The organism is Priestia sp. P5 (genome assembly GCF_029522155.1).
Classification (GTDB): domain Bacteria; phylum Bacillota; class Bacilli; order Bacillales; family Bacillaceae_H; genus Priestia; species Priestia megaterium_E.
In genome coordinates this window covers 49,988-69,813 of sequence record NZ_JAKWFJ010000005.1, presented here as the reverse complement: position 1 = coordinate 69,813, position 19,826 = coordinate 49,988, and the positions used below count along the sequence as shown (strand labels likewise).

The 19,826-nt window shown below is 38.6% G+C and carries 25 protein-coding genes and 1 riboswitch; of the genes, 13 read left to right on the top strand and 12 right to left on the bottom strand.

What is annotated here, in order from left to right; genetic code table 11:
- Window positions 1-17 precede the first annotated feature (17 nt).
- Window positions 18-1,013 (bottom strand): NADPH:quinone oxidoreductase family protein, encoded by a 996-nt coding sequence (locus MMB69_RS24535; RefSeq protein ID WP_221785166.1) that lies wholly within the window; start codon window positions 1,011-1,013, stop codon window positions 18-20.
- Window positions 1,014-1,192: 179 nt separating this feature from the next.
- Between MMB69_RS24535 and MMB69_RS24530 the strand changes: the two genes are divergently transcribed.
- Window positions 1,193-2,137, top strand: a complete 945-nt coding sequence (locus MMB69_RS24530) for a nucleoside hydrolase (protein ID WP_221785165.1) — start codon at window positions 1,193-1,195, stop codon at window positions 2,135-2,137.
- A 33-nt stretch (window positions 2,138-2,170) separates the two neighbouring features.
- Here the strand turns inward: MMB69_RS24530 and MMB69_RS24525 are convergent, their stop codons facing one another.
- Genes MMB69_RS24525 through MMB69_RS24515 form a run of 3 tightly spaced genes read right to left on the bottom strand, consistent with a single transcriptional unit; the run spans window position 2,171 to window position 4,445 of the window.
- On the bottom strand, window positions 2,171-2,905 hold the full coding sequence (locus tag MMB69_RS24525; RefSeq protein ID WP_221785164.1) for an amino acid ABC transporter ATP-binding protein: 735 nt from the start codon (window positions 2,903-2,905) through the stop codon (window positions 2,171-2,173).
- Window positions 2,906-2,935: 30 nt separating this feature from the next.
- Window positions 2,936-3,640 carry an amino acid ABC transporter permease gene (locus MMB69_RS24520; protein WP_013055275.1) on the bottom strand — a complete coding sequence of 235 codons (705 nt, stop codon included), beginning with the start codon at window positions 3,638-3,640 and terminating at the stop codon, window positions 2,936-2,938.
- Window positions 3,624-4,445 (bottom strand): amino acid ABC transporter substrate-binding protein, encoded by an 822-nt coding sequence (locus MMB69_RS24515; protein WP_013081647.1) that lies wholly within the window; start codon window positions 4,443-4,445, stop codon window positions 3,624-3,626. The genes MMB69_RS24520 and MMB69_RS24515 overlap by 17 nt, the downstream gene beginning before the upstream one ends.
- Before the next feature lie 341 nt (window positions 4,446-4,786).
- Between MMB69_RS24515 and MMB69_RS24510 the strand changes: the two genes are divergently transcribed.
- The 9 genes from MMB69_RS24510 (at window position 4,787) to thiD (ending at window position 10,775) form a co-directional block, all read left to right on the top strand.
- Window positions 4,787-5,185: a fluoride efflux transporter FluC gene (locus MMB69_RS24510; RefSeq protein ID WP_221785208.1), complete on the top strand. Its 399-nt coding sequence runs from the start codon at window positions 4,787-4,789 to the stop codon at window positions 5,183-5,185.
- Window positions 5,186-5,575 (top strand): fluoride efflux transporter CrcB, encoded by a 390-nt coding sequence (gene crcB, locus MMB69_RS24505; protein ID WP_264408860.1) that lies wholly within the window; start codon window positions 5,186-5,188, stop codon window positions 5,573-5,575.
- Window positions 5,576-5,622: 47 nt separating this feature from the next.
- Entirely contained in the window at window positions 5,623-5,838 is a 216-nt protein-coding gene (locus MMB69_RS24500) for a hypothetical protein (RefSeq protein ID WP_013055279.1), read from the top strand.
- Between the two features lie 158 nt (window positions 5,839-5,996).
- Window positions 5,997-6,098: riboswitch (TPP riboswitch) on the top strand.
- Window positions 6,099-6,219: 121 nt separating this feature from the next.
- The gene (locus tag MMB69_RS24495) at window positions 6,220-6,843 is read left to right on the top strand and encodes a thiamine phosphate synthase (protein WP_221785207.1); all 624 of its coding nucleotides are present in this window, start codon (window positions 6,220-6,222) and stop codon (window positions 6,841-6,843) included.
- Entirely contained in the window at window positions 6,827-7,954 is a 1,128-nt protein-coding gene (gene thiO, locus MMB69_RS24490) for a glycine oxidase ThiO (protein ID WP_277448558.1), read from the top strand. The genes MMB69_RS24495 and thiO overlap by 17 nt, the downstream gene beginning before the upstream one ends.
- Window positions 7,951-8,154, top strand: a complete 204-nt coding sequence (gene thiS / locus MMB69_RS24485; RefSeq protein ID WP_028410259.1) for a sulfur carrier protein ThiS — start codon at window positions 7,951-7,953, stop codon at window positions 8,152-8,154. The genes thiO and thiS overlap by 4 nt, the downstream gene beginning before the upstream one ends.
- A gap of 5 nt (window positions 8,155-8,159) precedes the next feature.
- Complete coding sequence (locus MMB69_RS24480) at window positions 8,160-8,927, top strand: thiazole synthase (RefSeq protein ID WP_013055283.1); 768 nt, start codon at window positions 8,160-8,162, stop codon at window positions 8,925-8,927.
- Complete coding sequence (locus tag MMB69_RS24475) at window positions 8,924-9,943, top strand: thiazole biosynthesis adenylyltransferase ThiF (protein ID WP_060745392.1); 1,020 nt, start codon at window positions 8,924-8,926, stop codon at window positions 9,941-9,943. The genes MMB69_RS24480 and MMB69_RS24475 overlap by 4 nt, the downstream gene beginning before the upstream one ends.
- 22 nt (window positions 9,944-9,965) lie before the next feature.
- On the top strand, window positions 9,966-10,775 hold the full coding sequence (gene thiD, locus MMB69_RS24470) for a bifunctional hydroxymethylpyrimidine kinase/phosphomethylpyrimidine kinase (protein ID WP_277448557.1): 810 nt from the start codon (window positions 9,966-9,968) through the stop codon (window positions 10,773-10,775).
- Between the two features lie 31 nt (window positions 10,776-10,806).
- Here thiD and gpmA read toward each other — a convergent pair whose 3' ends face one another.
- Entirely contained in the window at window positions 10,807-11,532 is a 726-nt protein-coding gene (gene gpmA / locus MMB69_RS24465; RefSeq protein ID WP_025752970.1) for a 2,3-diphosphoglycerate-dependent phosphoglycerate mutase, read from the bottom strand.
- Window positions 11,533-11,712: 180 nt separating this feature from the next.
- Between gpmA and MMB69_RS24460 the strand changes: the two genes are divergently transcribed.
- On the top strand, window positions 11,713-11,910 hold the full coding sequence (locus tag MMB69_RS24460) for a hypothetical protein (protein WP_014461693.1): 198 nt from the start codon (window positions 11,713-11,715) through the stop codon (window positions 11,908-11,910).
- Window positions 11,911-11,948: 38 nt separating this feature from the next.
- Here the strand turns inward: MMB69_RS24460 and MMB69_RS24455 are convergent, their stop codons facing one another.
- On the bottom strand, window positions 11,949-12,569 hold the full coding sequence (locus MMB69_RS24455) for an NAD(P)-dependent oxidoreductase (RefSeq protein WP_277448556.1): 621 nt from the start codon (window positions 12,567-12,569) through the stop codon (window positions 11,949-11,951).
- Window positions 12,570-12,753: 184 nt separating this feature from the next.
- Here MMB69_RS24455 and MMB69_RS24450 point away from each other — a divergent pair, with 184 nt between their 5' ends.
- A complete protein-coding gene (locus MMB69_RS24450) occupies window positions 12,754-14,019 on the top strand; it encodes a hemolysin family protein (RefSeq protein ID WP_277448555.1) in 1,266 nt (421 codons plus the stop codon).
- Between the two features lie 65 nt (window positions 14,020-14,084).
- Here MMB69_RS24450 and MMB69_RS24445 read toward each other — a convergent pair whose 3' ends face one another.
- Entirely contained in the window at window positions 14,085-14,303 is a 219-nt protein-coding gene (locus tag MMB69_RS24445) for an alpha/beta-type small acid-soluble spore protein (protein WP_013055290.1), read from the bottom strand.
- 371 nt (window positions 14,304-14,674) lie between these two features.
- Between MMB69_RS24445 and MMB69_RS24440 the strand changes: the two genes are divergently transcribed.
- Entirely contained in the window at window positions 14,675-14,839 is a 165-nt protein-coding gene (locus MMB69_RS24440) for a hypothetical protein (protein WP_013055291.1), read from the top strand.
- A 24-nt stretch (window positions 14,840-14,863) separates the two neighbouring features.
- Here the strand turns inward: MMB69_RS24440 and MMB69_RS24435 are convergent, their stop codons facing one another.
- The 5 genes from MMB69_RS24435 to MMB69_RS24415 form a co-directional block, all read right to left on the bottom strand.
- On the bottom strand, window positions 14,864-15,973 hold the full coding sequence (locus MMB69_RS24435; RefSeq protein ID WP_013055292.1) for an ABC transporter ATP-binding protein: 1,110 nt from the start codon (window positions 15,971-15,973) through the stop codon (window positions 14,864-14,866).
- Between the two features lie 138 nt (window positions 15,974-16,111).
- Window positions 16,112-17,014 (bottom strand): PucR family transcriptional regulator, encoded by a 903-nt coding sequence (locus tag MMB69_RS24430; protein WP_277448554.1) that lies wholly within the window; start codon window positions 17,012-17,014, stop codon window positions 16,112-16,114.
- Between the two features lie 29 nt (window positions 17,015-17,043).
- Window positions 17,044-17,253, bottom strand: coding sequence for a YheE family protein (locus MMB69_RS24425; RefSeq protein WP_013055294.1), 210 nt, complete (start codon window positions 17,251-17,253; stop codon window positions 17,044-17,046).
- 66 nt (window positions 17,254-17,319) lie between these two features.
- A complete protein-coding gene (locus MMB69_RS24420; RefSeq protein ID WP_277448553.1) occupies window positions 17,320-18,480 on the bottom strand; it encodes a YheC/YheD family endospore coat-associated protein in 1,161 nt (386 codons plus the stop codon).
- Window positions 18,477-19,826 (bottom strand): YheC/YheD family endospore coat-associated protein, encoded by a 1,350-nt coding sequence (locus MMB69_RS24415; protein ID WP_277448552.1) that lies wholly within the window; start codon window positions 19,824-19,826, stop codon window positions 18,477-18,479. The genes MMB69_RS24420 and MMB69_RS24415 overlap by 4 nt, the downstream gene beginning before the upstream one ends.

Below are 19,826 nucleotides of genomic sequence, written 5' to 3'. Positions count from 1 at the left end.
TAGGTTTCTCCGTTTTTTTATAGCTTCACAATTGTTCGTCCTCGAGCTTGTCCTTTTAATAAAGTCGGAAGTACCTCAGGGAGCTGTTGTAGTGAAATTTCCTGCTGAATGAAAGGTTCGAAGCTTTCAGGCTTAAAGTCATTAGCGAGTCTATTCCAAATCTCTTTTCGAGTAGGCATTGGACAATAAACAGAATCGATACCTAATAAATTAATCCCTCTTAAAATGAAGGGAAAGACGGTTGTTGGCACTTTGCCTCCAGCTGTTAGCCCGCTGACAGCTACAGAGCCTCCGTACTGAATTTGACTGAGAACAGAAGCTAGAGGCTCTCCGCCCACGGGATCCACCGCAGCGGCCCATTTTTGCTTGCCTAATGCTTTTAATTTGCCGTTATAAACATCTTCACGCGCTACAATAGAGGAAGCGCCAAGCTCTTTCAAATAAGCTGCTTCCGAGCTTTTTCCCGTACTTGCTTCCACTGTGTAGCCTAATTTTGAAAGAATGGCAACCGCAAAGCTTCCTACACCTCCCGTAGCGCCTGTTACAAGCACAGAGCCATTAGATGGACTAGCATGGTTTTCCTCTAAGCGATGCACAGATAAAGCAGCTGTAAAGCCAGCTGTTCCGATAATCATTGCTTCTTTTAACGTTAAATTTTGAGGAAGAGGGACAATCCATTCGCTGCGTATGCGCGCATACTCACTATAGCCTCCAAAGTGTGATACGCCAATGTCATAGCTTGTTGCAATGACACGATCACCTTCTTTAAAATCAGGGCTGTCAGAAGATACAACAACTCCTGCTAGGTCGATTCCTGGGACAAATGGGTAGCTTGTCACAATATTGCCGTTTGCGATGCTGGCTAAGCTATCTTTATAATTCACCCCTGAATAATGAACGCGAATAAGTACATCGCCTTCTGGCAAATCGTTTAGCGTCAGTTCTTGGACGGACGCCTCCACTTGCTCTTCACTTTTTTTATCTACTATTAATGCTGAAAATGATTGCTCCATTTTATTTCTCCTTTCTATACTGAGATGTATATGTCTATACATAGATTACCTTATTTCTATACCCATTATAGAAAATAGTAAAAGAAGTTCATAATACTTTGATTACGAAACGAGTCATTTCATTATAAAATAGCGGTATAGCTATTAGTTAGCAATACATAGAAAAGAGGAGAAGAGAAATGAGTACAAACATATATTTTAACCATGATGCAGGCATTGATGATTTAGTATCGCTTTTTTTACTGCTGCAAATGGATGATGTAAAGGTAACGGGTGTATCTGTTATTCCTGCTGACGGATACCTAGAACCGGGCATCAGCGCAAGCCAAAAAATTATTGATCGTTTTGGAATTTATGATATCGAGGTAGCCAAATCTACTTCACGAGGTATGAACCCATTTCCAAAAGAATGGCGCATGCATACGTTTTATGTGGATGCGCTGCCGATTTTAAATGAAAAAGGGAAAGTGCAAACAAAAATAAGTCAGCTGCCTGCTCACGATCATTTAATTGAAACATTGCAGCACACAGCCGGGAAAACGACTTTATTATTTACAGGACCGTTAACTGATTTAGCAAGAGCACTTGAAAAAGCGCCGGAAATAGAAGAGAAAATTGATAAATTAGTGTGGATGGGCGGTACATTTCAAGAAGTAGGAAATGTGCAGGAACCTGAACATGATGGAACGGCGGAGTGGAATGCTTTTTGGGATCCAGAAGCAGTAGCGAAAGTATGGAAAAGCAAAATTAAAGTTGAGATGGTTGCTTTAGAAAGCACGAATCAAGTTCCCTTAACGCCCGCTATTCGTCAAATGTGGGCTTCACTTCGAAGATATGAAGGAGTAGACTTTGTAGGGCAGTGCTATGCGGCTTGCCCGCCGCTTGTACACGTTGAAACCAATTCAACATATTATTTGTGGGATGTACTCACAACAGCATTTACAGGGAATTCAACACTTGTGAAGGTAAAAACCGTTTCGAGTATTGTGCATACAGAAACACCGAGCCAAGGAAGAACAGAAATTTCCGAAGAGGGACGACCTGTAGATGTCGTATATGACGTCACAGCTGAAGCATTCTTTACGTACATTACAGATTTGATGAAAAAAGCAGTAGCCAAATAAAGAAAAGGTTGCACATGAAAGTGTGCAACCTTTTTAATGAATCATATTCAAGAATTGACGTGTCCGCTCTTGTTGAGGATTTGAAAATATTTGATCCGGTGTCCCTCTTTCCATAATGACACCTTGATCCATAAAAATAACTTCATCCGCTACTTCACGGGCAAAGCGCATTTCGTGAGTTACCACCACCATCGTCATTCCTTCTTTTGCCAAGTCTTTCATGGCTTGAAGAACGTCTCCTACAAGCTCAGGATCAAGAGCTGAAGTAGGCTCATCAAACAGCATAACTTTTGGGTCCATCGCCATTGCTCTGGCGATGCCAACACGCTGTTGTTGTCCGCCAGACAGCTGGAAAGGATAAAAGTCAAGCTTATCTCCTAAGCCAACTCGTGTTAATAATTCTTTCCCTCTTTTTTCTGCTTCTTGAGTAGGAACACCTTTTACAATTACAGGCCCTTCCATAACATTTTCAAGCGCATTTTTATGAGGAAACAAGTTATAGTTTTGAAAGACCATACCTGTTAGACTTCGAAATGAGGTAATGTCTTTTTTGCGAACAGGCTTGGTAAAATTCATGCTTTTTTTATCAAGTTCAATCGTGCCGTCTGTTGGGATTTCTAAAAGATTTAAGCAACGTAAAAAAGTAGTTTTACCCGATCCAGAAGGACCGATTAATACAATTACCTTGCCCTGTTCAACTTCCAAATCAATCCCTTTTAATACTTGCAAATCACCGAATGATTTATGCAAATTTTTGATATTAATCATATGAAAAACTCCTTTAGCTACTCGAAACGGTTATTTAGATACGTAACGATCTAGTCTTATTTCAATGCGTCCTTGGATAATGGATAAGATTGTACACATAATCCAGTACAAGAGCGCTGCTTCACTATAAAGAAGTAAAAATTCATAGTTAGTCGAAGCAATTTCTTGAGCTTTACGGAACATCTCAGAAACAAGAATAAGCGATGCAAGTGACGTATCTTTAATAAGGCTAATAAAAGAGTTAGATAATGGCGGAATCGATACACGTGCTGCTTGCGGTAAAATAATCCGTCTTAACGCTTGGGAATAGGTCATACCAAGTGAGTAGCCAGCTTCCCACTGTCCTTTAGGAATAGATTGAATCGCTGCTCGAATAATTTCAGATGCATACGCACCTACACTTAATGAAAATCCAATAATAGCAGAGATAAATGGGTCAATTGTTATATCTAAATTGGGTAAGCCGTAGAAAATAATAAATAATTGCACAAGCAGCGGTGTACCTCGAATAATCGATACATAGATGCGCGCAATTATATTTAAAACTTTTATAGATGATAAACGAGCCAAGGCTGTTAAGACAGCTAAAATGATACCGAGTACAAACGTGATTAATGTTAGTGGAATAGAATATTGAATAGCTCCCTTTAGCATTGGTAAGAGAGATGATTGAGCGATTGAAATCAATTGATTCAATCGCTCTCCATCAGGAAAAATATTATTTAGGAGAAACATCTTCGCCAAACCATTTCTTAGAAATTTTTGCGTATGTTCCGTCTTTTTTCATATCTTTCAATGCTTTGTTTACTTCATCCACTAACTTACCGCTGTCTTTTCTAAACATAAAGCCGCTTGCAGCACCATCGGATTTTTCATCCGCGATTTTGATAGGTGCGTTAGGGTGCTTTTTCTTATAGTCAAGGAACGATAATTTATCGTTGATTGTAGCATCAACACGGTTTGCGCTCATTAGTTCTACTGCTTGAGCAAAACCTTCAGCACTCGTAATGTTTGCACCATAAGATTGAGCCATGTCTTTATAGTTACTTGTTAATGACTGCGCTGATTTTTTTCCTTTTAAATCTTTAAATGATTTGATATCTTTTTCGTCTTTACGAACAATTAATACAGCGCCTGACTGGATGTATGGATCAGAGAAATCGTATTTCTTTTGACGATCTTCACGAATACCAACTTCATTAGCAATCATGTCAAATCGTTTAGCATCTAATCCAGCAAACATGCCATCCCACTGTGTTTCTTTGAACTCAGCTTTTACGCCAAGACGTTTAGCTACTTCTTGAGCCAATTCTACATCAAACCCAGTTAGCTTTTGTTTGTCATCATGAAAAGTGAACGGAGGGTATGTACCTTCAGTTCCAATTGTTAATACGCCATCTTTTTTCACTTTATTATATAAATCTTCTTGTGAAGATTTATTGTCCCCATTGTTTGCTTCATTTTTTGAGCTAGAACCGCATGCGGCAAGCACAACTGTGAAAGCTAATAGTAGCGACAAAAGTGCAGCAAATTTCTTCATTTTCTAAACCCCCTAGTATTCTGATAGGAAATGATACTCTGTGATACTAAACAAGAACACAGCAAAAGTCAACAAAAAAAACTTATACGATTAATGTGACTTAAAATAAGGGAAATATACCTTCTATACACGGTTTGTCATAAGGATACAGAAAGATTTTAAAATTTGGATTAAGTGGATTTTTAAGGGAGATTCGAGGAGGAAAAAGGAAGTTTCATGCGACGATTTTCTCTTTCATTTTTTCATGACTTTTGGTGCAATAAACATATAGTTAAATGTTAAGGTAGAAATAAATTCCTTATGGTACACTTAAAGAAGAATTTATGAAACGGAGCGATATGATGAAAGCTATAAACTTAATCTCAATTGCTTTTGGTGCTATCGCTGGTACATATGCACGTTATTTGCTGAATCTTTCCTTATTATATACGGGCTATCCAATAGGAACGGTAATCGAAAACCTATTAGGAAGCTTCATACTAGGCCTATTAACAGGATTTTTTGTGTGGAAAAAGCCAAAAGAATGGATAAAGCTTGGGCTAGGAGTTGGCGTGTGCGGCGGTTTTACAACGTATTCAACGTTTGCAGGAGACGTCATTTCCCTCACACAGCACCATTTATTTTGGGGAGCCATTTATGTCATTGTCTCTTTAGTAGGTGGAATCCTTCTTGCCTTAGCAGGCTATCTATGCGGTGAAGAGGCAGGGAAAAATTTAGTGAAAGTACATGAGGTGAAGTAGATGAGCATAGTGAGCTTGGCACTTGGCGGAGCAGCTGGAGGAATATGCCGTTATCTTTTGGGTTTAAAAGTTACAAAAACAGTTTCAAACCCTCCTTTTCCAGTATCAATGCTATTTGTAAACTTGCTCGGTGCGTTTGGCCTTGGTCTTTTTTTCGGTAGTTATTATGGAAAGGTTCCTAGTCATGCTTATGATGATTCAATATTTTTAATGATTGGCATTGGTTTTTTTGGTGCCTTTACCACTTTTTCAACGTTTAGTGTGGAAACCGTACAGTTAATTCGAGAAAAATCTTATCGGAAAATGTTGGCGTACGTGGGGATTTCAGCATTTGGAACAGTTGGTTTATTTACAGTCGGTTTACTGGCAGGAACGTTTTTATTTAAGTAAAGAGAACGTTTCTAGTAGGGAAAAACAAAAAGACGGAGAAGTAGAGAATGGATAGAAAAGCAGAAGTTTGGAAATACATTTTGTTGATTGTAGCTGTTGCAGGTCAGATCATCGGTTTTTTATTTTTATTTATAAATGTTGTGGCGGCATTTATTTTTTACGGTTTTTATATTCTAACTTTTATTATGTTACTCCTGCTGTTTATATGGGATCGGAAAAAGGAAAAAGACAAAGAAGAATTTGACGACTATACCGATTACTAACCATATAAAAAGCAGAATGATGTGGTGCGCTGGGTCTCTTAGTAAAGAAGCTTAAAAGATATATCTATAAAAGGAAGAGAGCCGTAAGAGCATAAAGAGATATTGTATTTACATCTAGTTGTGTTATAATTTTAAGTGCAAAAACAAAATCAATAAATAGCAATCACTAGGGGAGCTTTTTGAAGCTGAGACGAATGTATTTCGGACCCTTTGAACCTGATCTGGTTTGTACCAGCGTAGGGAAGTGGCGATCATGTTTACATAACGATACATGCTAACCACTCTACGTTGTAGAGTGGTTTTTTGTATGTAATAAAGCCCTCTACACAAGATGAAGTGATTGAAATTTCTCTTTATTCTGAACGGAAAGGTTTCGATCATATGGATATTCCTAAATTTCATGTCATTACAACAGATAAGCAGCCAATTGAAGAGGTTCGAGACATTTTAACGGCTATTGAGCCTTTTGCGGGTGCCATTCATATTAGAGAAAAAAAGAAAACGGCAAAGCAGATTCAATGTTTGCTAGAAAGCCTGCCATTTTGTCTCTCTAAAATTATTGTAAATGACCGAGTTGATGTAGCGCATGCTTTAAAAGCAAAAGGCGTACAGCTTGCCTATCATAGTTTAGATGTTTCGTGTGTTAGAGACGCATTTCCTTCTCTTATTGTCGGAAAATCAGTTCACTCTGTGGAAGAAGCTCTAGAAGCTGAAAAAGATGGCGCTCATTATATTCTATACGGACATATTTATTCAACTCATTCAAAAAAAGGATTAAAAAGTCGAGGGATAGCAGCGCTAAAAGAAGTAGTAGACGCTGTGGAGATACCAGTTATTGCGATTGGTGGGATTACACCTGGAAATGCCAAAGAGGTACTGCAAACAGGAGCACACGGTATAGCTGTGATGTCTGGTGCCATGCTTGCGCAAAATCCCCTTGAAGCGATTAAACAATATTCTCATATATGGACATCTGGAGGTGGAGAAAATGAAGCAGCATTATGATGTACTGTTAGTCGGAGGAGGCATAATCAGCTCTTCTATCGCTTATCATTTGTCAAAACAAGGAGCATCAGTGGCCATTCTTGAGCGCAATCAAATTGGTTGTGAAGCTTCAAGTGCAGCCGCTGGTATTTTAGGTGCCCAAGCTGAAATTGATGAAGAAGGTCCTCTTTTAGACCTTGCTATTAAGAGCCGAAGCATGTTTCCTGAGCTGGTGAAGGAACTAAAAGAAAAAACGGCCATCGACGTAGAGCTCATTCAAAAAGGCTTATTAAAAGTCGCTGTAACAGAAGAAGATGCACACGTATTAAAGAAAAAAGCCGCTCAGCACCACCGGTGGGATGAACATGTAAGATGGATCGATGTAAAAGAAGCGCGTTTGTTAGAACCCGGGCTCTCTCCAGACATATACGGAGCCATTACAATACCGGGGGACGGCCAGCTAGCTCCAGCTAAGTTAACGCAAGCTCTTGCTCATGGAGCCTTGTATCACGGAGCAGATGTATTTGAATACTGTGACGTTCATTCTCTTATTATGGAAAATGAAACAGTAAAAGGTATACAGACGTCCAAAGGCTCTTTTTATGGAGAAAAAGTAGTTATTGCAGCAGGCTCATGGGCTAAACGCTTTATTTCTTCTGAACATTTAGGTCAGGTGTTTCCTGTAAAAGGGGAGTGTATTGCTCTGCAAAGTCATAAGCCGCTGCTTTCTAAAACGATTTTTTTAGATGAAGGTTTTTACTTAGTGCCAAAGACTGGTGGAAGAATCGTAATAGGGGCAACTAAGCTAAAGCATGACTTTACCAAGACGGTTTCTGCACAAGGTATTCAATTTTTGCTGAATAAAGCTTCTGCGCTTCTGCCGGCTATTAAAGAAGCCACATTTGAAAAAGCATGGGCAGGTCTTCGTCCACAAACAAATGATGGCTGGCCTTATTTAGGAGAGCATCCTGAAATAGGGAATCTACACATGGCGTTTGGCCACTACCGAAACGGTATTTTATTAAGTGCTGCAACTGGAAAAATTATGGCTGATGCTTTGTTAGGGAAAAAGCCGAATCATTCATTTTTTACATCATTTCAGCTAACTAGAGTAATGGAGGGAGTTCATTGAATCTAATCATTAATGGTAAGACCGTTACTGTTGGAGATGAAATTGAAACGGTTCAGCACTTGTTGCAGGCTCAGAACCTGCACGAACGAGTGGTAATTGTTGAGCTAAACAAGAATATTTTACAAAAAGAAGAACATAGTGATGCAAGTTTAAAAGATGGAGATGCGTTAGAAGTCGTTTCATTTGTAGGAGGAGGATGAAGAGTATGTTAAAAATTGGACAATATACATTTAATTCACGTTTATTATTAGGAACAGGAAAATTTCCGGACTTTACGACTCAGCGTCAAGCGGTAGAAGAGTCGGAAACAGAAATTTTAACATTTGCTGTTAGACGAATGGATATTTTTGATCAAAATCAGCCTAATTTACTAGAAGCGCTTGATGTGAAGCGTTTCACTCTTTTGCCTAACACTGCTGGAGCAAAAAATGCAGAAGAGGCCGTACGTATTGCTAAATTAGCAAAGGCTTCTGGACTTTGTGACATGGTGAAAGTAGAAGTAATTGGATGTGATAAGACGCTTCTTCCTGATCCAGTTGAAACATTAAAAGCTAGTGAAGAACTGTTAAAAGAGGGCTTTACCGTTTTACCTTACACATCAGATGATGTTTTACTTGCGCGTCGTTTAGAGGAGTTAGGCGTACATGCCATTATGCCAGGAGCTTCGCCTATCGGTTCAGGTCAAGGTATTATCAATCCGTTGAACATGCGTTTTATCATTGAACAATCAACTGTTCCAGTAATTGTAGATGCAGGTATTGGAACGGCTTCAGACGCAGCTCAAGCTATGGAGCTAGGAGCAGATGGTGTGTTATTAAATACAGCTGTTTCAGGAGCAAAAGATCCTGTGAAAATGGCTCGTGCTATGAAGCTAGCGATTGAGGCAGGAAGAGCAGCATTTGAAGCAGGACGTATTGAAAAGAAACAATATGCCACGGCAAGCAGTCCAACAGAAGGGATGAGTATCGGTTGATTAATCGTTATTCCCGCCAAGAACTGTTTCAACCTATTGGAAAAGGCGGACAGCAGCTAATTCAAGAAAAGCATGTTCTGATTGTAGGAGCAGGTGCTCTTGGAACAGGGAACGCCGAGGCCCTTGCGCGAGCGGGGGTAAAGAAAATAACGCTCATTGACCGGGACTATGTAGAGTGGAGCAACCTTCAGCGTCAGCAATTATATAGTGAAAAAGATGCTGATAAAAGAATTCCAAAAGCAATTGCTGCTAAAAAAAGGCTTCACGATATTAATCATGATGTAAAAGTAGAAGCGCACGTAGCAGACGGTACCCCTCAAGTTTTAGAACAGCTTGTTGAGGGGGTAGATGTTATGATTGATGCGACCGATAATTTTGACACACGCCTTGTAATGAATGATTTATCACAAAAATATGATATTCCTTGGATTTACGGAGCATGTGTAGGAAGTTATGGAATTAGTTATACTATCATACCAAGTGAAACACCGTGTTTATCCTGTTTGCTTGAGTCTGTACCGCTTGGAGGGTTAACATGTGATACAGTGGGGATTATTAGTCCTGCTGTACAAATGGTAGTCGCTCATCAAGTAACAGAAGTGTTAAAAATATTAGTCGGAGACTGGAATGCGCTCAGAAGGGAACTTGTTTCGTTTGACGTATGGAAAAATGAGTATACGAGCATCAATGTGAACGTGTTTCGCAAATCTGCTTGCCGCTCATGCGGCAGTGAACAAACGTATCCCTTTTTACAATATGAAAATCAAACGAAAACAGCTGTGCTATGCGGAAGAAACACGGTACAAATCCGTCCGGGCAAATCAGCTAAGCAGCCGCTGCAGTCTTTAGGTGAACGATTAAAAGAAAAAGGATATAAAATTGAACAAAATCCGTATCTGCTTTCTTTTTATGTAGATGATTACCGTTTAGTGATGTTTCAAGATGGACGAGTCTTTGTCCATGGAACAAACGATATAGTAGAAGCAAAGTCACTTTATCATCGGTATATTGGGTAAGAAAGAGATGGAGGTTTCAAGCATGACAGTACCAAAAGCATTAACCATTGCTGGATCAGACAGCGGTGGAGGAGCAGGAATTCAAGCAGATTTAAAAACATTTCAAGAGCGTGACGTTTTTGGCATGTCTGTTATTACAGCTGTGACTGCACAAAATACAGTTGGCGTTCAAGGAGTTTATCCTTTAGAAGTAGAAGCAGTTGAAATGCAGTTAGATTCAATTGCCACTGACTTATTTCCCAATGCAGTGAAGACAGGTATGTTGTTCAGTGCTGATATTATTTACGCAGTGGCTCGTAAAATCAAACAGTACGGACTGCAAAATGTTGTAGTTGATCCCGTTATGATTGCAAAAGGTGGTCAATCTCTTCTTCAAAGAGAAGCTGTACAGGCTCTAAAAGAATTGTTGCCTCTTTGTGAAGTCATTACGCCGAACATACCGGAGGCGGAAGTCATCACGGGTAAAGAAATTCACACGATTGAAGACAGAAAAGAAGCGGCAAAACAGATGCATGAGCTGGGTGTAAAGCACGTGGTAATTAAAGGCGGACATGATCAATCTCATCAAGATATGATTGATATAGTGTATGATGGTCATACGTACGTTGAAATCACGCATGAAAAGATGAATACAAAGCATACACACGGAACGGGATGCACGTTTGCTGCTTGCGTCACGGCTGAACTAGCGAAAGGCAAAAGCGTGGTTGAAGCAGTTCAAACCGCCTCGGATTTTGTTCACTATGCGATTAAGCATACGCTTGAAATTGGTTCCGGACACGGTCCTACTAATCACTGGGCGTATAGAAAATACTTTCGTTCAAACATATAAAAAAACGTGCCTACAATCTAGGCACGTTTTTTTATGAAGAAGGAATATGTGTAGGAATCTCTCCGTCGATGCCTAAATAATAATGTCTAATAGGTTTTAAATTATCATCAAGCTCATACACAAGCGGCACGCTTGTCGGAATATTCAAGTTCGCAATGCCATCAGGCGAAATGTTATCCAAATACTGCATCAGAGCTCTAATCGTATTACCGTGAGCGGAAATGATAACCTTTTTGCCAGCTTTAATAGAAGGAGCAATAGTTTCGTTCCAATATTCTAGAACCCGCTTTTCTGTATCAGCTAAGTTTTCCGTTACAGGAAATTGTCCCTTAGCTAATTCTTTATACTTAGGGTTGGAAGCCTCATAGCGAATATCTGTTGTCTTTAAAGCAGGAGGACGTTCGTTCATCGACCTTCTCCACAAATGTACTTGTTCTTCTCCAAATTTTTTTGCGGTTTCTTCTTTGTTCAAACCTTGAAGAGCCCCGTAGTGCCGTTCGTTCAATCTCCAAGATTTGTATACAGGAATCCACATGAAGTCCATTTGATGTAAGACAATCCACAGAGTGCGAATGGATCGTTTTAAAACAGAAGTATAGGCAATATCAAAAGTATATTCGTTTTTCTTTAGCACTTTTCCAGCTTCTCGCGCTTCTTGCAATCCATTTTTAGAAAGATCTACATCCGTCCAGCCTGTAAATTTATTTTCAAGATTCCACACGCTTTGTCCGTGCCGAATCAACACAAGTTTTATCATCGTGTTCTCCTTTCAACAGTGACTAAGGACTCTATTCTTTTTTATTATGAGAAGGAAAGAGTTTTTTATCCTAAAGCCGGGGAAAGGAGTTTTTATCATTTAGAAAAAGTGATGCTGAAAAGTAAAGCTTTAACTTTTTTACGCATATGATAAAAATAAAAAGGGAAGGGAAGATAGTCGATGAGTGACCAAGAACGTCAGATTCAAGCGTTGCACGGCCAGATTGAAGATTTAAAAGAAGAAATGTATCAGATGAAGCTTGATATTAGCGCATTAGAGAAAGAAAAAGGAAAGCCTGTTTTGACACCGGCTCTCGTTGGTCAAATAGGAGGTTTTGTTCTAGGTGGATTAGCTATAATCGGTATTTTCTGGATGTAGAACTTCTCGTTTTGAAAACGAAAAGTTCTTCTGATTTTTCAATAAGCAATTCCAACGCGGCATTTGGAGAATTTTTGAGCCCATATCTCATGGTAGGTAAAGTGAGCGGTATCTCCCGTTGAAATTTTAACCGCATCAGCTGGTAAAATATCTTTTTCCACTCGATAAGTGCCTGTTACTTCACCGTCAGGCAAGTAGGTTGGGCATATAACAGTCCAGTTTAGATCACTTTCCTTCAAGTGTAAGTATCCTTTTAAATGATCTTCTGCTGCTCTGGTCGTTTTACGCTTTGATTCATTGGATTGAAAACGATACTTTTCTGGTTCTGTTCGTGATTGTAAGATGCCCGCAGTTCCAATAGTAAGAATACGATGAACGCCGTAATGCTTCATGCTGTTTATAATAAGCGGCATACTTTTTGAAATTGTTTTTGCACCATCTGTATTTAACGCGCTGACTACGATATCTTGGTGCTTGAGGGCAAAGTTGATATTTTCTTGATGCAGGACATCGCCTTGTAAGATATGTAGGTTTGGATGACTAATCTTTAGCTTATTGCGGTCTCTAACAAGTACAGTAACGTCGTTTTCATCTTTTAGCATCATTTTTAATAAAGACTGTCCAACTCGCCCTGTTGAGCCTAATAGTAAAATTTTCATTGGCTGCACCCCTCTATAAAAGATAGTATCTATTCTTTAGGATATACAATCTGTATACTTATTCATAATAAAAAGCATGCGTAGCATAAAGTAATACAAAGTTGATGAATGAAATATTCAACAACAAAAAAATTTGATATGATAAAAAGACAGAAAAATCAAAAAATAGGAGAGTGAATGTCTTTTGGGAGACTTGCCTCTGAATCAAATGATGATATTAGTCGTTTTGCTTATGTTATCAGCTTTTTTTTCATCTGCTGAGACAGCCTTTTCAAGCGTAAATAAAATTCGTTTAAAACATTACGCTGAGAAAAAATATCGGGGAAGTAAAAAAGCGCTGCATATTGCTGAACACTTTGAGCAGACGCTATCGACAATTTTAGTAGGAAATATTGTCGTAAACATTGCTGCGTCCTCTTTGGCAGCTAAAATTGCCCTCGATATGTTTAAAGGAAACCTAGCACTTGTGATTAGTATCATCGTTATGACCATCATCATTTTGATTTTTGGTGAAGTCTTGCCAAAATCGTTAGCGAAAGAGCATGCCGAATCTTTTGCTCTGGTAATTTCTTCCTTGTTATTTCTTATTATTAAATTGTTAACCCCGATTTCCTTCTTATTTTTACAGGTGAAAAAAGGAACTTCTCACTTGTTAGCGTCTGCTCCTACACCAACGATTACAGAAGATGAAATTAAAGTGATGGTAGATTTAAGCGAAGAAGAAGGAACGATTAATAATATTGAAAAAGAGCTAGTTCATCGTTCACTCAATTTTAATGACATTGTGGTGGGGCAAATTTTAAAACCTAGAATAGATGTCACAGCAGTTGACGTAAATGCCGATATTGATTCGGTTTGTCAAATGTTTCTTGAAGAGAGATATTCAAGAGTCCCTGTATACGAAGATCATATTGATAATATTATTGGCATTTTATCAGAAAGAGAATTTTTAACCTGTTTAGTCCAAAGAAAAGAGATTTCTATTCGTGATTTGTTGAGACAACCTATCTTTGTAGTAGAATCCATGAAAATATCTGTTCTATTGCCAGAGCTTCAAAAAAGTAAGGTTCACATGGCAATTGTAGTTGATGAGTTTGGGGGAACGGCCGGTCTTGTGACCTTAGAGGATATATTAGAAGAAATTGTAGGAGAGATTTGGGATGAACATGATGAAGCTGTTAAGTATGTACACCAGATTGGGGAAAAGGAGTACGAATTTAACGCCGACATCCCTATTGATGAATTTTTAACCTATATAGCGGTTAGTTCTCCTGACAGTACGTGTCATACCTTAGGGGGATGGATATATGAGCAGTTTGATCATATTCCTGCTAAAGGAGACTTTTTTTCATATGAAGAGATATTGTTTACCATTAAGGAAGTAGAAAATCGACGTATTCGCAAAGTTTCCGTAAAATCATTTGCGAATAAGAATGAGGAAGCTGATTAAAAGAAACTAGAAAGCGCTCCAAGAAATCTTGGAGCGCTAAAGCCATAATATGAAATTAGTTAATATTAGTACTTGCCGCCTAGGTTTTGCTCAGCTAATTGTACTAAACGTTTTGTGATTTCGCCACCAACAGATCCGTTCGCACGAGCTGTTGCATCTGGTCCTAAGTTTACACCAAACTCACTAGCGATTTCGAACTTCATTTGATCGATAGCAGCTTGAGCACCAGGCGCTACTAACTTGTTTGATGAATTTCTGTTTGATGCGTTTTGATAATTTGCCATGTGTATTCATCTCCTCGTTAGATAAAATAGATTGTAATGGTTGAGTTAGCTGGAGTTGAACCAGCCGAGCAGATGCATCGATTAGATCTGCTTGCCCACCGCGGCGTAACTCAATGCTTGCGAGCTGTTGTGCTCGGTTGTTACTAGTATTATGGCGAAAGGGAAAAAAACATATACATAGAAATTTGTTGGTAATTTATAGAAATTTTTGTGTGGAGTTTGATAAAGAGTAAGAGAGTTTTATTCCGTGCATATTATAGGTACATATTGATCAGGTAAAGCGAGGTGTGCGGATGTCGATTTGTTCCTTATGTAATGGGTTTAGTGATGTACAAATGACGTGCAAAACATGTGGAGGAGTGCTGGGGGATATGGGGAAAGTCAGCGATTATTTTGATGATTACAGTGCTTACATGGAAATTGATCAGTTAAAAGTAGAAAATGGGTATCCTAGTGATTTAGCAAATCACCAATGTATTCATCTCTTTTACTGCTCTACTTGTCACAGTGAAGAATTGAAGCAAATACAGGAATAAAAAAAGACCCCTAGGGGTCTTTTTTTATTCGTGTTCAGCACGGATGCGCTGTTCAGATTCTGCATCAAAGAAATGCGCTTTGTTCATATCTAATGCTAAGTCCAGAGACTGAAGCGGTTTAATATCTGTTCTTGAATCTACGCGTGCTACAAAATCTTGTCCGCCAAGTTTAGAATAAAGCATGGTTTCAGCTCCCATTAACTCGGATACATCGACTTTGATTGTAACTTTTGTGCCAGGTGAAGATTCAATAAATACAGGCTCATCATGGAAATCTTCAGGACGGATGCCTAAAATAATTTGTTTGTTTAAATATCCTTGCTCGCGAAGTATTTTCATTTTACCTTCCGGAACTGCAAGAAGAGAATCGCCTACTTGAACCTTTCCGTCTTTTAACGTTCCGGTTAAGAAGTTCATAGCAGGAGAACCAATAAACCCGCCTACAAATACATTTTCAGGTTTTTCATATACTTCTTTTGGTGTACCAACCTGCTGGATAATCCCATCTTTCATAACAACTAAACGAGAAGCCATTGTCATTGCTTCGGTTTGGTCATGCGTTACGTAAATTGTCGTTGTACCCAAACGCTGGTGAAGCTTCGCAATTTCAGAGCGCATTTGCACACGTAATTTCGCGTCTAAGTTTGATAAAGGTTCGTCCATTAAGAAGACCTTAGCATCACGAACGATTGCACGACCTAGAGCTACACGCTGACGCTGTCCGCCGGATAATGCTTTTGGCTTGCGCTCTAAGTATTGCTCAAGTCCTAAAATACGAGCGGCATCTTTTACGCGGCGGTCGATTTCATCTTTTGGTAATTTGCGAAGTTTTAAGCCGAAAGCCATGTTGTCATATACGCTCATATGCGGATACAATGCGTAGTTTTGGAATACCATTGCAATGTCGCGATCCTTTGGAGCCACGTCATTTACACGCTTGCTGTCAATATAAAAATCACCTTTAGAAATTTCCTCTAGACCTGCAACCATACGAAGCGTTGTCGATTTCCCGCAGCCTGAAGGCCCAACAAATACAATAAATTCTTTATCTTGAATGTGAAGGTTAAAATCTTTTACCGCCGTCACATCTTTATCATACATTTTATAAATATGTTCTAAACGTAATTCAGCCATTTCCATTTCCCCCTTGTATGTACTCTGTGAAACCGTTTTCTTAACTCTAGTGTAATTTTTTTTAATGAAACGGTAAATGGCAAACATGCACAAAAAAAGAAAGAGTTTTCGTGCACTATTTACGAAAACCCTTTCATTTTATTTTTCATCCTGCGAATTTTTTAAAGCAAGAATAGCTAAGTAAGCAGACACAGCTCCTGTGAAGTGTTTGATATCAAGGTGTGTGCGATCAATAAATTTCTCAATTCTATACTGCAAGCTGTTGCGATGCATGTACAATTTCTTAGCAGCAAGAGATACGTTTAAATTACATTCTAAATAAATTTTAATCGTTTCTAAAAGATCTCCATCATCTTTTACTAAGTCAAGTAAATGTATCATATGATTTTGGATTGCCCCTGAAGACTCTTGCAGAACCAAATGGGGTAAAACGTCGGTAAAATGGATAACATGTTTTTGTTCGACTGTATGCTTAATTTCATAAAACCATTTCTTTTCACGTTCAAAAATTAATTGCGGTGAAGACGGAAAAAAATGAATTTGCCCTTCAAAGAACTGAATCGAAGTTTCAAAATCATGACATAGCACCTCAATAGAGTCTGATAAATTTTCAGTTAAGTCATTAGGATCATCAAAGGTTTCGATAACGATACCTGATTGCTTATCGATCCACAACACAGTAATGGAGGTAGAATACAAGGCGTGGAGCGCATTTTCAAACTCTATTTTTTGTTCAAACAAACGTTTAATTAAAAACTGGGTAAAGCGAAAAGAATGGTGCGTATGATGAGAGTGAATGACTTTTTCAGGTGCTTTAAATAACAGGTTTGACCAATACAATTGTTCTGGCGTCAGGAAAGAAACTTCCTCATCATAAGGCGTTAAAAAAGCAGAAAGTAATGCCTGCTCTTTTTGAGATAAAGCCGTGTGTTCAATTCCAATGAAGCCTTCATCACATGAAAACCATTTGTAACGCTCAAATTGAGAAGGGATTGTAGCCTTAATCATTTTATCCCCAAATAGTGTGTGCAGCTGTTTCATCTGTGCTCGTTCCCTTCGGTGAAAGCTTACTATTCATAAACGTGAAAAAGCATAAGCTCATGAATATAATCAATTAATTGTGTTTCATCTATCTGATTAGAAAGCGCAGTTTTCCATACAATTTGTCCATCTTTTAAATAATCAGCCTCATAATAAACCCGATTCATATAAAACGAGATGTGCCAGCCCGGCATTCGATTATTTTGATACAGTGGTTTAACCTGAAAGTGTGAAACCATAAAGAAAATCTCCTTTCTCAATTAGTTATTATAAGCTTACCATGAGAAAAGGAGATGAAAAATCATTTAATCTAAAAATTTTGTTAATTTGTAAAATATGTTGCATATGTGTTTAGCACCTTGCGTTTGAATATCTGTTTCATCAAAAATCATCGGTTTTGCATTCACTTCAAACAAGTAATACTGTCCTTGAGCTGACTTTGCCATATCAAGAGAAAATTCTTCAACTAGAGGGAAGGACTTTTGAAGGACTTGCCCGCACGTATTTACAAAGGACGAAAGAAAGGAAGTATCTACTTCATCTTCAAGATCTTGAAAAGATGAAATGCTGCCGCCGTTTAACGTATGTGTTGTAATGGATTGATAGGGACTATGTCGAATACCGACGCCGCTAATAACATATCGGCTATCTTTGTGATGGGCTAAAATACGTAAGTCATAGCGCCTGTCTTTGAATGGTTGCGTCTCAATCGCTTCTTGAATGAGATAAGCAGACCTGGGAAGATCAATTGCTTGTAAAGAAGAAAATTCTTCTTTGCGTTTATGATCTTGATAAATAATCGTATGCTTATGGGAAGATAATCGGAAAATTCCAGCACCTTTACTGCTGTTAATAGGCTTAAAGTAAAGGGAAGAGTGTTTTTGCAGAAGCTTAGCAATATCAATTTCTGGTGTTAAACGATAGGTTTTAGGAAGGTGAGAAGATAGCAGTGGATCCTTTGAAAATAATTGATATACTTTCCATTTTGAAAAAAAAGCGGAATTAAAAAGTGGGATGCGCTTGCCTTTAATTTTTTGATGTAAAGATGTCAACTTCTTGGTTTCTGATTTTCTTCCTGGATAACGATTATATATAACGTTTGGCAGCGGCAAGGTTGTTTTGATCCACTGCTTTTTTGCACCGTCAAAGCAATACCCTTCAAAGAAGTGATGAGACATTGTTTCTTCAGTGAATAAAGCAAGAAGCCCTCCTTTTTCTTGCAGGGTATGATGTAAGAGTTCTAATAAAGGACGCTGTTTTACATTCAGTTGTTCTAAAACAGCTTTGTTCGTTAAAACCCCCACAATAGGACCAGCTTTTTCTCCTTTTAAACGAAGAAAAGCTTGAGTAGAAGAAATGTTTTGAGTAAAGGGAAGTTCAATTTCTTGAACTCCCCATGTGTAAGATGCTGAAGGATTGTGATGAAACCACTGCTGCTTTTCTTTGTGATAGTAAATTGTAATCATATGCTGATGCCTTCAGGTGTATTTAGATAGTATCCAGATAAGTAAATCGCGTATTCTAGAGAAAGTTTTCTAGTTTGTTGGTCCGCTTTTCGTAAGGCAGGGTGTGAAAAAATAGAGCGACCGGGCTTAGAATTAGCTTCAAACAGCCATACGTTTCCTTGATAATCCACTCCAAAATCGAATCCAAGCTCTCCAATTAATCCGTTCAACTCCTGTTCAAGCACATGACTAATTGAGATAGCGGCATCTTTTAGCTTATTTTCAATTTCTTTTTTGTAAGAAGGGTTAGTGAATATTTTGGCTGTAGCTTCAATTTCTCCGCCGTAATCAAGATGCGTAGTGATGCTGTTGGGACCGGCCACTTTAGCAGCTAGGGCAGTAAGCACCCATTGGTTATTCCCGTCTTTATTCGTATGCACGCGAAAGTCTACACAGCGCTTTTCTTTTTTGATTAATGAAATACCTTGCTGAGCAATGTAGGAAGGATTAGTAAGTAAATATTCAAATTCTGATAATAGATCCTCTAAGGTTTCTTTTGCTTGAACATGAAGACATTTTTCTCCTTTGTAAGTCAGCGTGTACATGGAATCCTTAAAAGATAGGGTATAGATGCCGCGGCCTAAGCTTCCGTTTTTCGGTTTTAAATAAACGGTTTGATGAAGAAGCAGAAGTTTTTTTATTTGCTTACACGAAGGACTTTCAACCGTGTAAGGTAACAAATAGGCTGTCTGCTCGTTCAGTTTTAAAAGCTCATGAATTTCCCACTTGTTGAAAAAATCAGGATTAAAAAATGGAATGCCGTAATCAGTCATCATCTTTTCTTTAATGAACTTAAAAGGAGCTAATCCCTCTGTTTTTCGATTTGGCAAACGATTATATACAACGTTAGGAAGCGGGATTTCATGCTGTGTCCAGCCGCTTTCTTCATAAAAATAGCCGTTTATGGTCCCGGCCTCCCAGTTGATATGATGAGTTCCAAAAATAAAAGGCAGGCCCCCTGTTATACTTGCAGTAGAAAGAAGTTTAGCTAAGTGAAGGGAACGCTTTCCAATTGGCCGCAGCAGAGAACCAGTAAAACCAGCGGATAACACACCGATTAAAGGTCCTAAGTGAATGGTCTCATTCACAATAATAGGATACATCATATGGGCGAAAGGAATTTGAAGTTTTGTCATTAGCTCAGCTGAAATCTGAATTTCTTCACGTTCTGAAGGTTGTATAAGGCATGGAGCTGTCATTGTTCCAAAAGCTGCTTGTTTCAAGGAGTCTTTGTAAAGAGTTGCAGGAACAGAAAGATCGCAGCCTAGCTGCTCTACTACAACAAGGCGAGTAAGAGTTTTTTTCAT

Coding starts and splice junctions, on each gene's coding strand:
- MMB69_RS24535 (WP_221785166.1), bottom strand. CDS start 1,013: ATGGAGCAATCATTTTCAGCATTAATAGTAGATAAAAAAAGTGAAGAG.
- MMB69_RS24530 (WP_221785165.1), top strand. CDS start 1,193: ATGAGTACAAACATATATTTTAACCATGATGCAGGCATTGATGATTTA.
- MMB69_RS24525 (WP_221785164.1), bottom strand. CDS start 2,905: ATGATTAATATCAAAAATTTGCATAAATCATTCGGTGATTTGCAAGTA.
- MMB69_RS24520 (WP_013055275.1), bottom strand. CDS start 3,640: ATGTTTCTCCTAAATAATATTTTTCCTGATGGAGAGCGATTGAATCAA.
- MMB69_RS24515 (WP_013081647.1), bottom strand. CDS start 4,445: ATGAAGAAATTTGCTGCACTTTTGTCGCTACTATTAGCTTTCACAGTT.
- MMB69_RS24510 (WP_221785208.1), top strand. CDS start 4,787: ATGAAAGCTATAAACTTAATCTCAATTGCTTTTGGTGCTATCGCTGGT.
- crcB (WP_264408860.1), top strand. CDS start 5,186: ATGAGCATAGTGAGCTTGGCACTTGGCGGAGCAGCTGGAGGAATATGC.
- MMB69_RS24500 (WP_013055279.1), top strand. CDS start 5,623: ATGGATAGAAAAGCAGAAGTTTGGAAATACATTTTGTTGATTGTAGCT.
- MMB69_RS24495 (WP_221785207.1), top strand. CDS start 6,220: ATGGATATTCCTAAATTTCATGTCATTACAACAGATAAGCAGCCAATT.
- thiO (WP_277448558.1), top strand. CDS start 6,827: ATGAAGCAGCATTATGATGTACTGTTAGTCGGAGGAGGCATAATCAGC.
- MMB69_RS24480 (WP_013055283.1), top strand. CDS start 8,160: ATGTTAAAAATTGGACAATATACATTTAATTCACGTTTATTATTAGGA.
- thiD (WP_277448557.1), top strand. CDS start 9,966: ATGACAGTACCAAAAGCATTAACCATTGCTGGATCAGACAGCGGTGGA.
- gpmA (WP_025752970.1), bottom strand. CDS start 11,532: ATGATAAAACTTGTGTTGATTCGGCACGGACAAAGCGTGTGGAATCTT.
- MMB69_RS24460 (WP_014461693.1), top strand. CDS start 11,713: ATGAGTGACCAAGAACGTCAGATTCAAGCGTTGCACGGCCAGATTGAA.
- MMB69_RS24455 (WP_277448556.1), bottom strand. CDS start 12,569: ATGAAAATTTTACTATTAGGCTCAACAGGGCGAGTTGGACAGTCTTTA.
- MMB69_RS24445 (WP_013055290.1), bottom strand. CDS start 14,303: ATGGCAAATTATCAAAACGCATCAAACAGAAATTCATCAAACAAGTTA.
- MMB69_RS24440 (WP_013055291.1), top strand. CDS start 14,675: ATGGGGAAAGTCAGCGATTATTTTGATGATTACAGTGCTTACATGGAA.
- MMB69_RS24435 (WP_013055292.1), bottom strand. CDS start 15,973: ATGGCTGAATTACGTTTAGAACATATTTATAAAATGTATGATAAAGAT.
- MMB69_RS24430 (WP_277448554.1), bottom strand. CDS start 17,014: ATGAAACAGCTGCACACACTATTTGGGGATAAAATGATTAAGGCTACA.
- MMB69_RS24425 (WP_013055294.1), bottom strand. CDS start 17,253: ATGGTTTCACACTTTCAGGTTAAACCACTGTATCAAAATAATCGAATG.
- MMB69_RS24420 (WP_277448553.1), bottom strand. CDS start 18,480: ATGATTACAATTTACTATCACAAAGAAAAGCAGCAGTGGTTTCATCAC.
- MMB69_RS24415 (WP_277448552.1), bottom strand. CDS start 19,826: ATGAAAAAAACTCTTACTCGCCTTGTTGTAGTAGAGCAGCTAGGCTGC.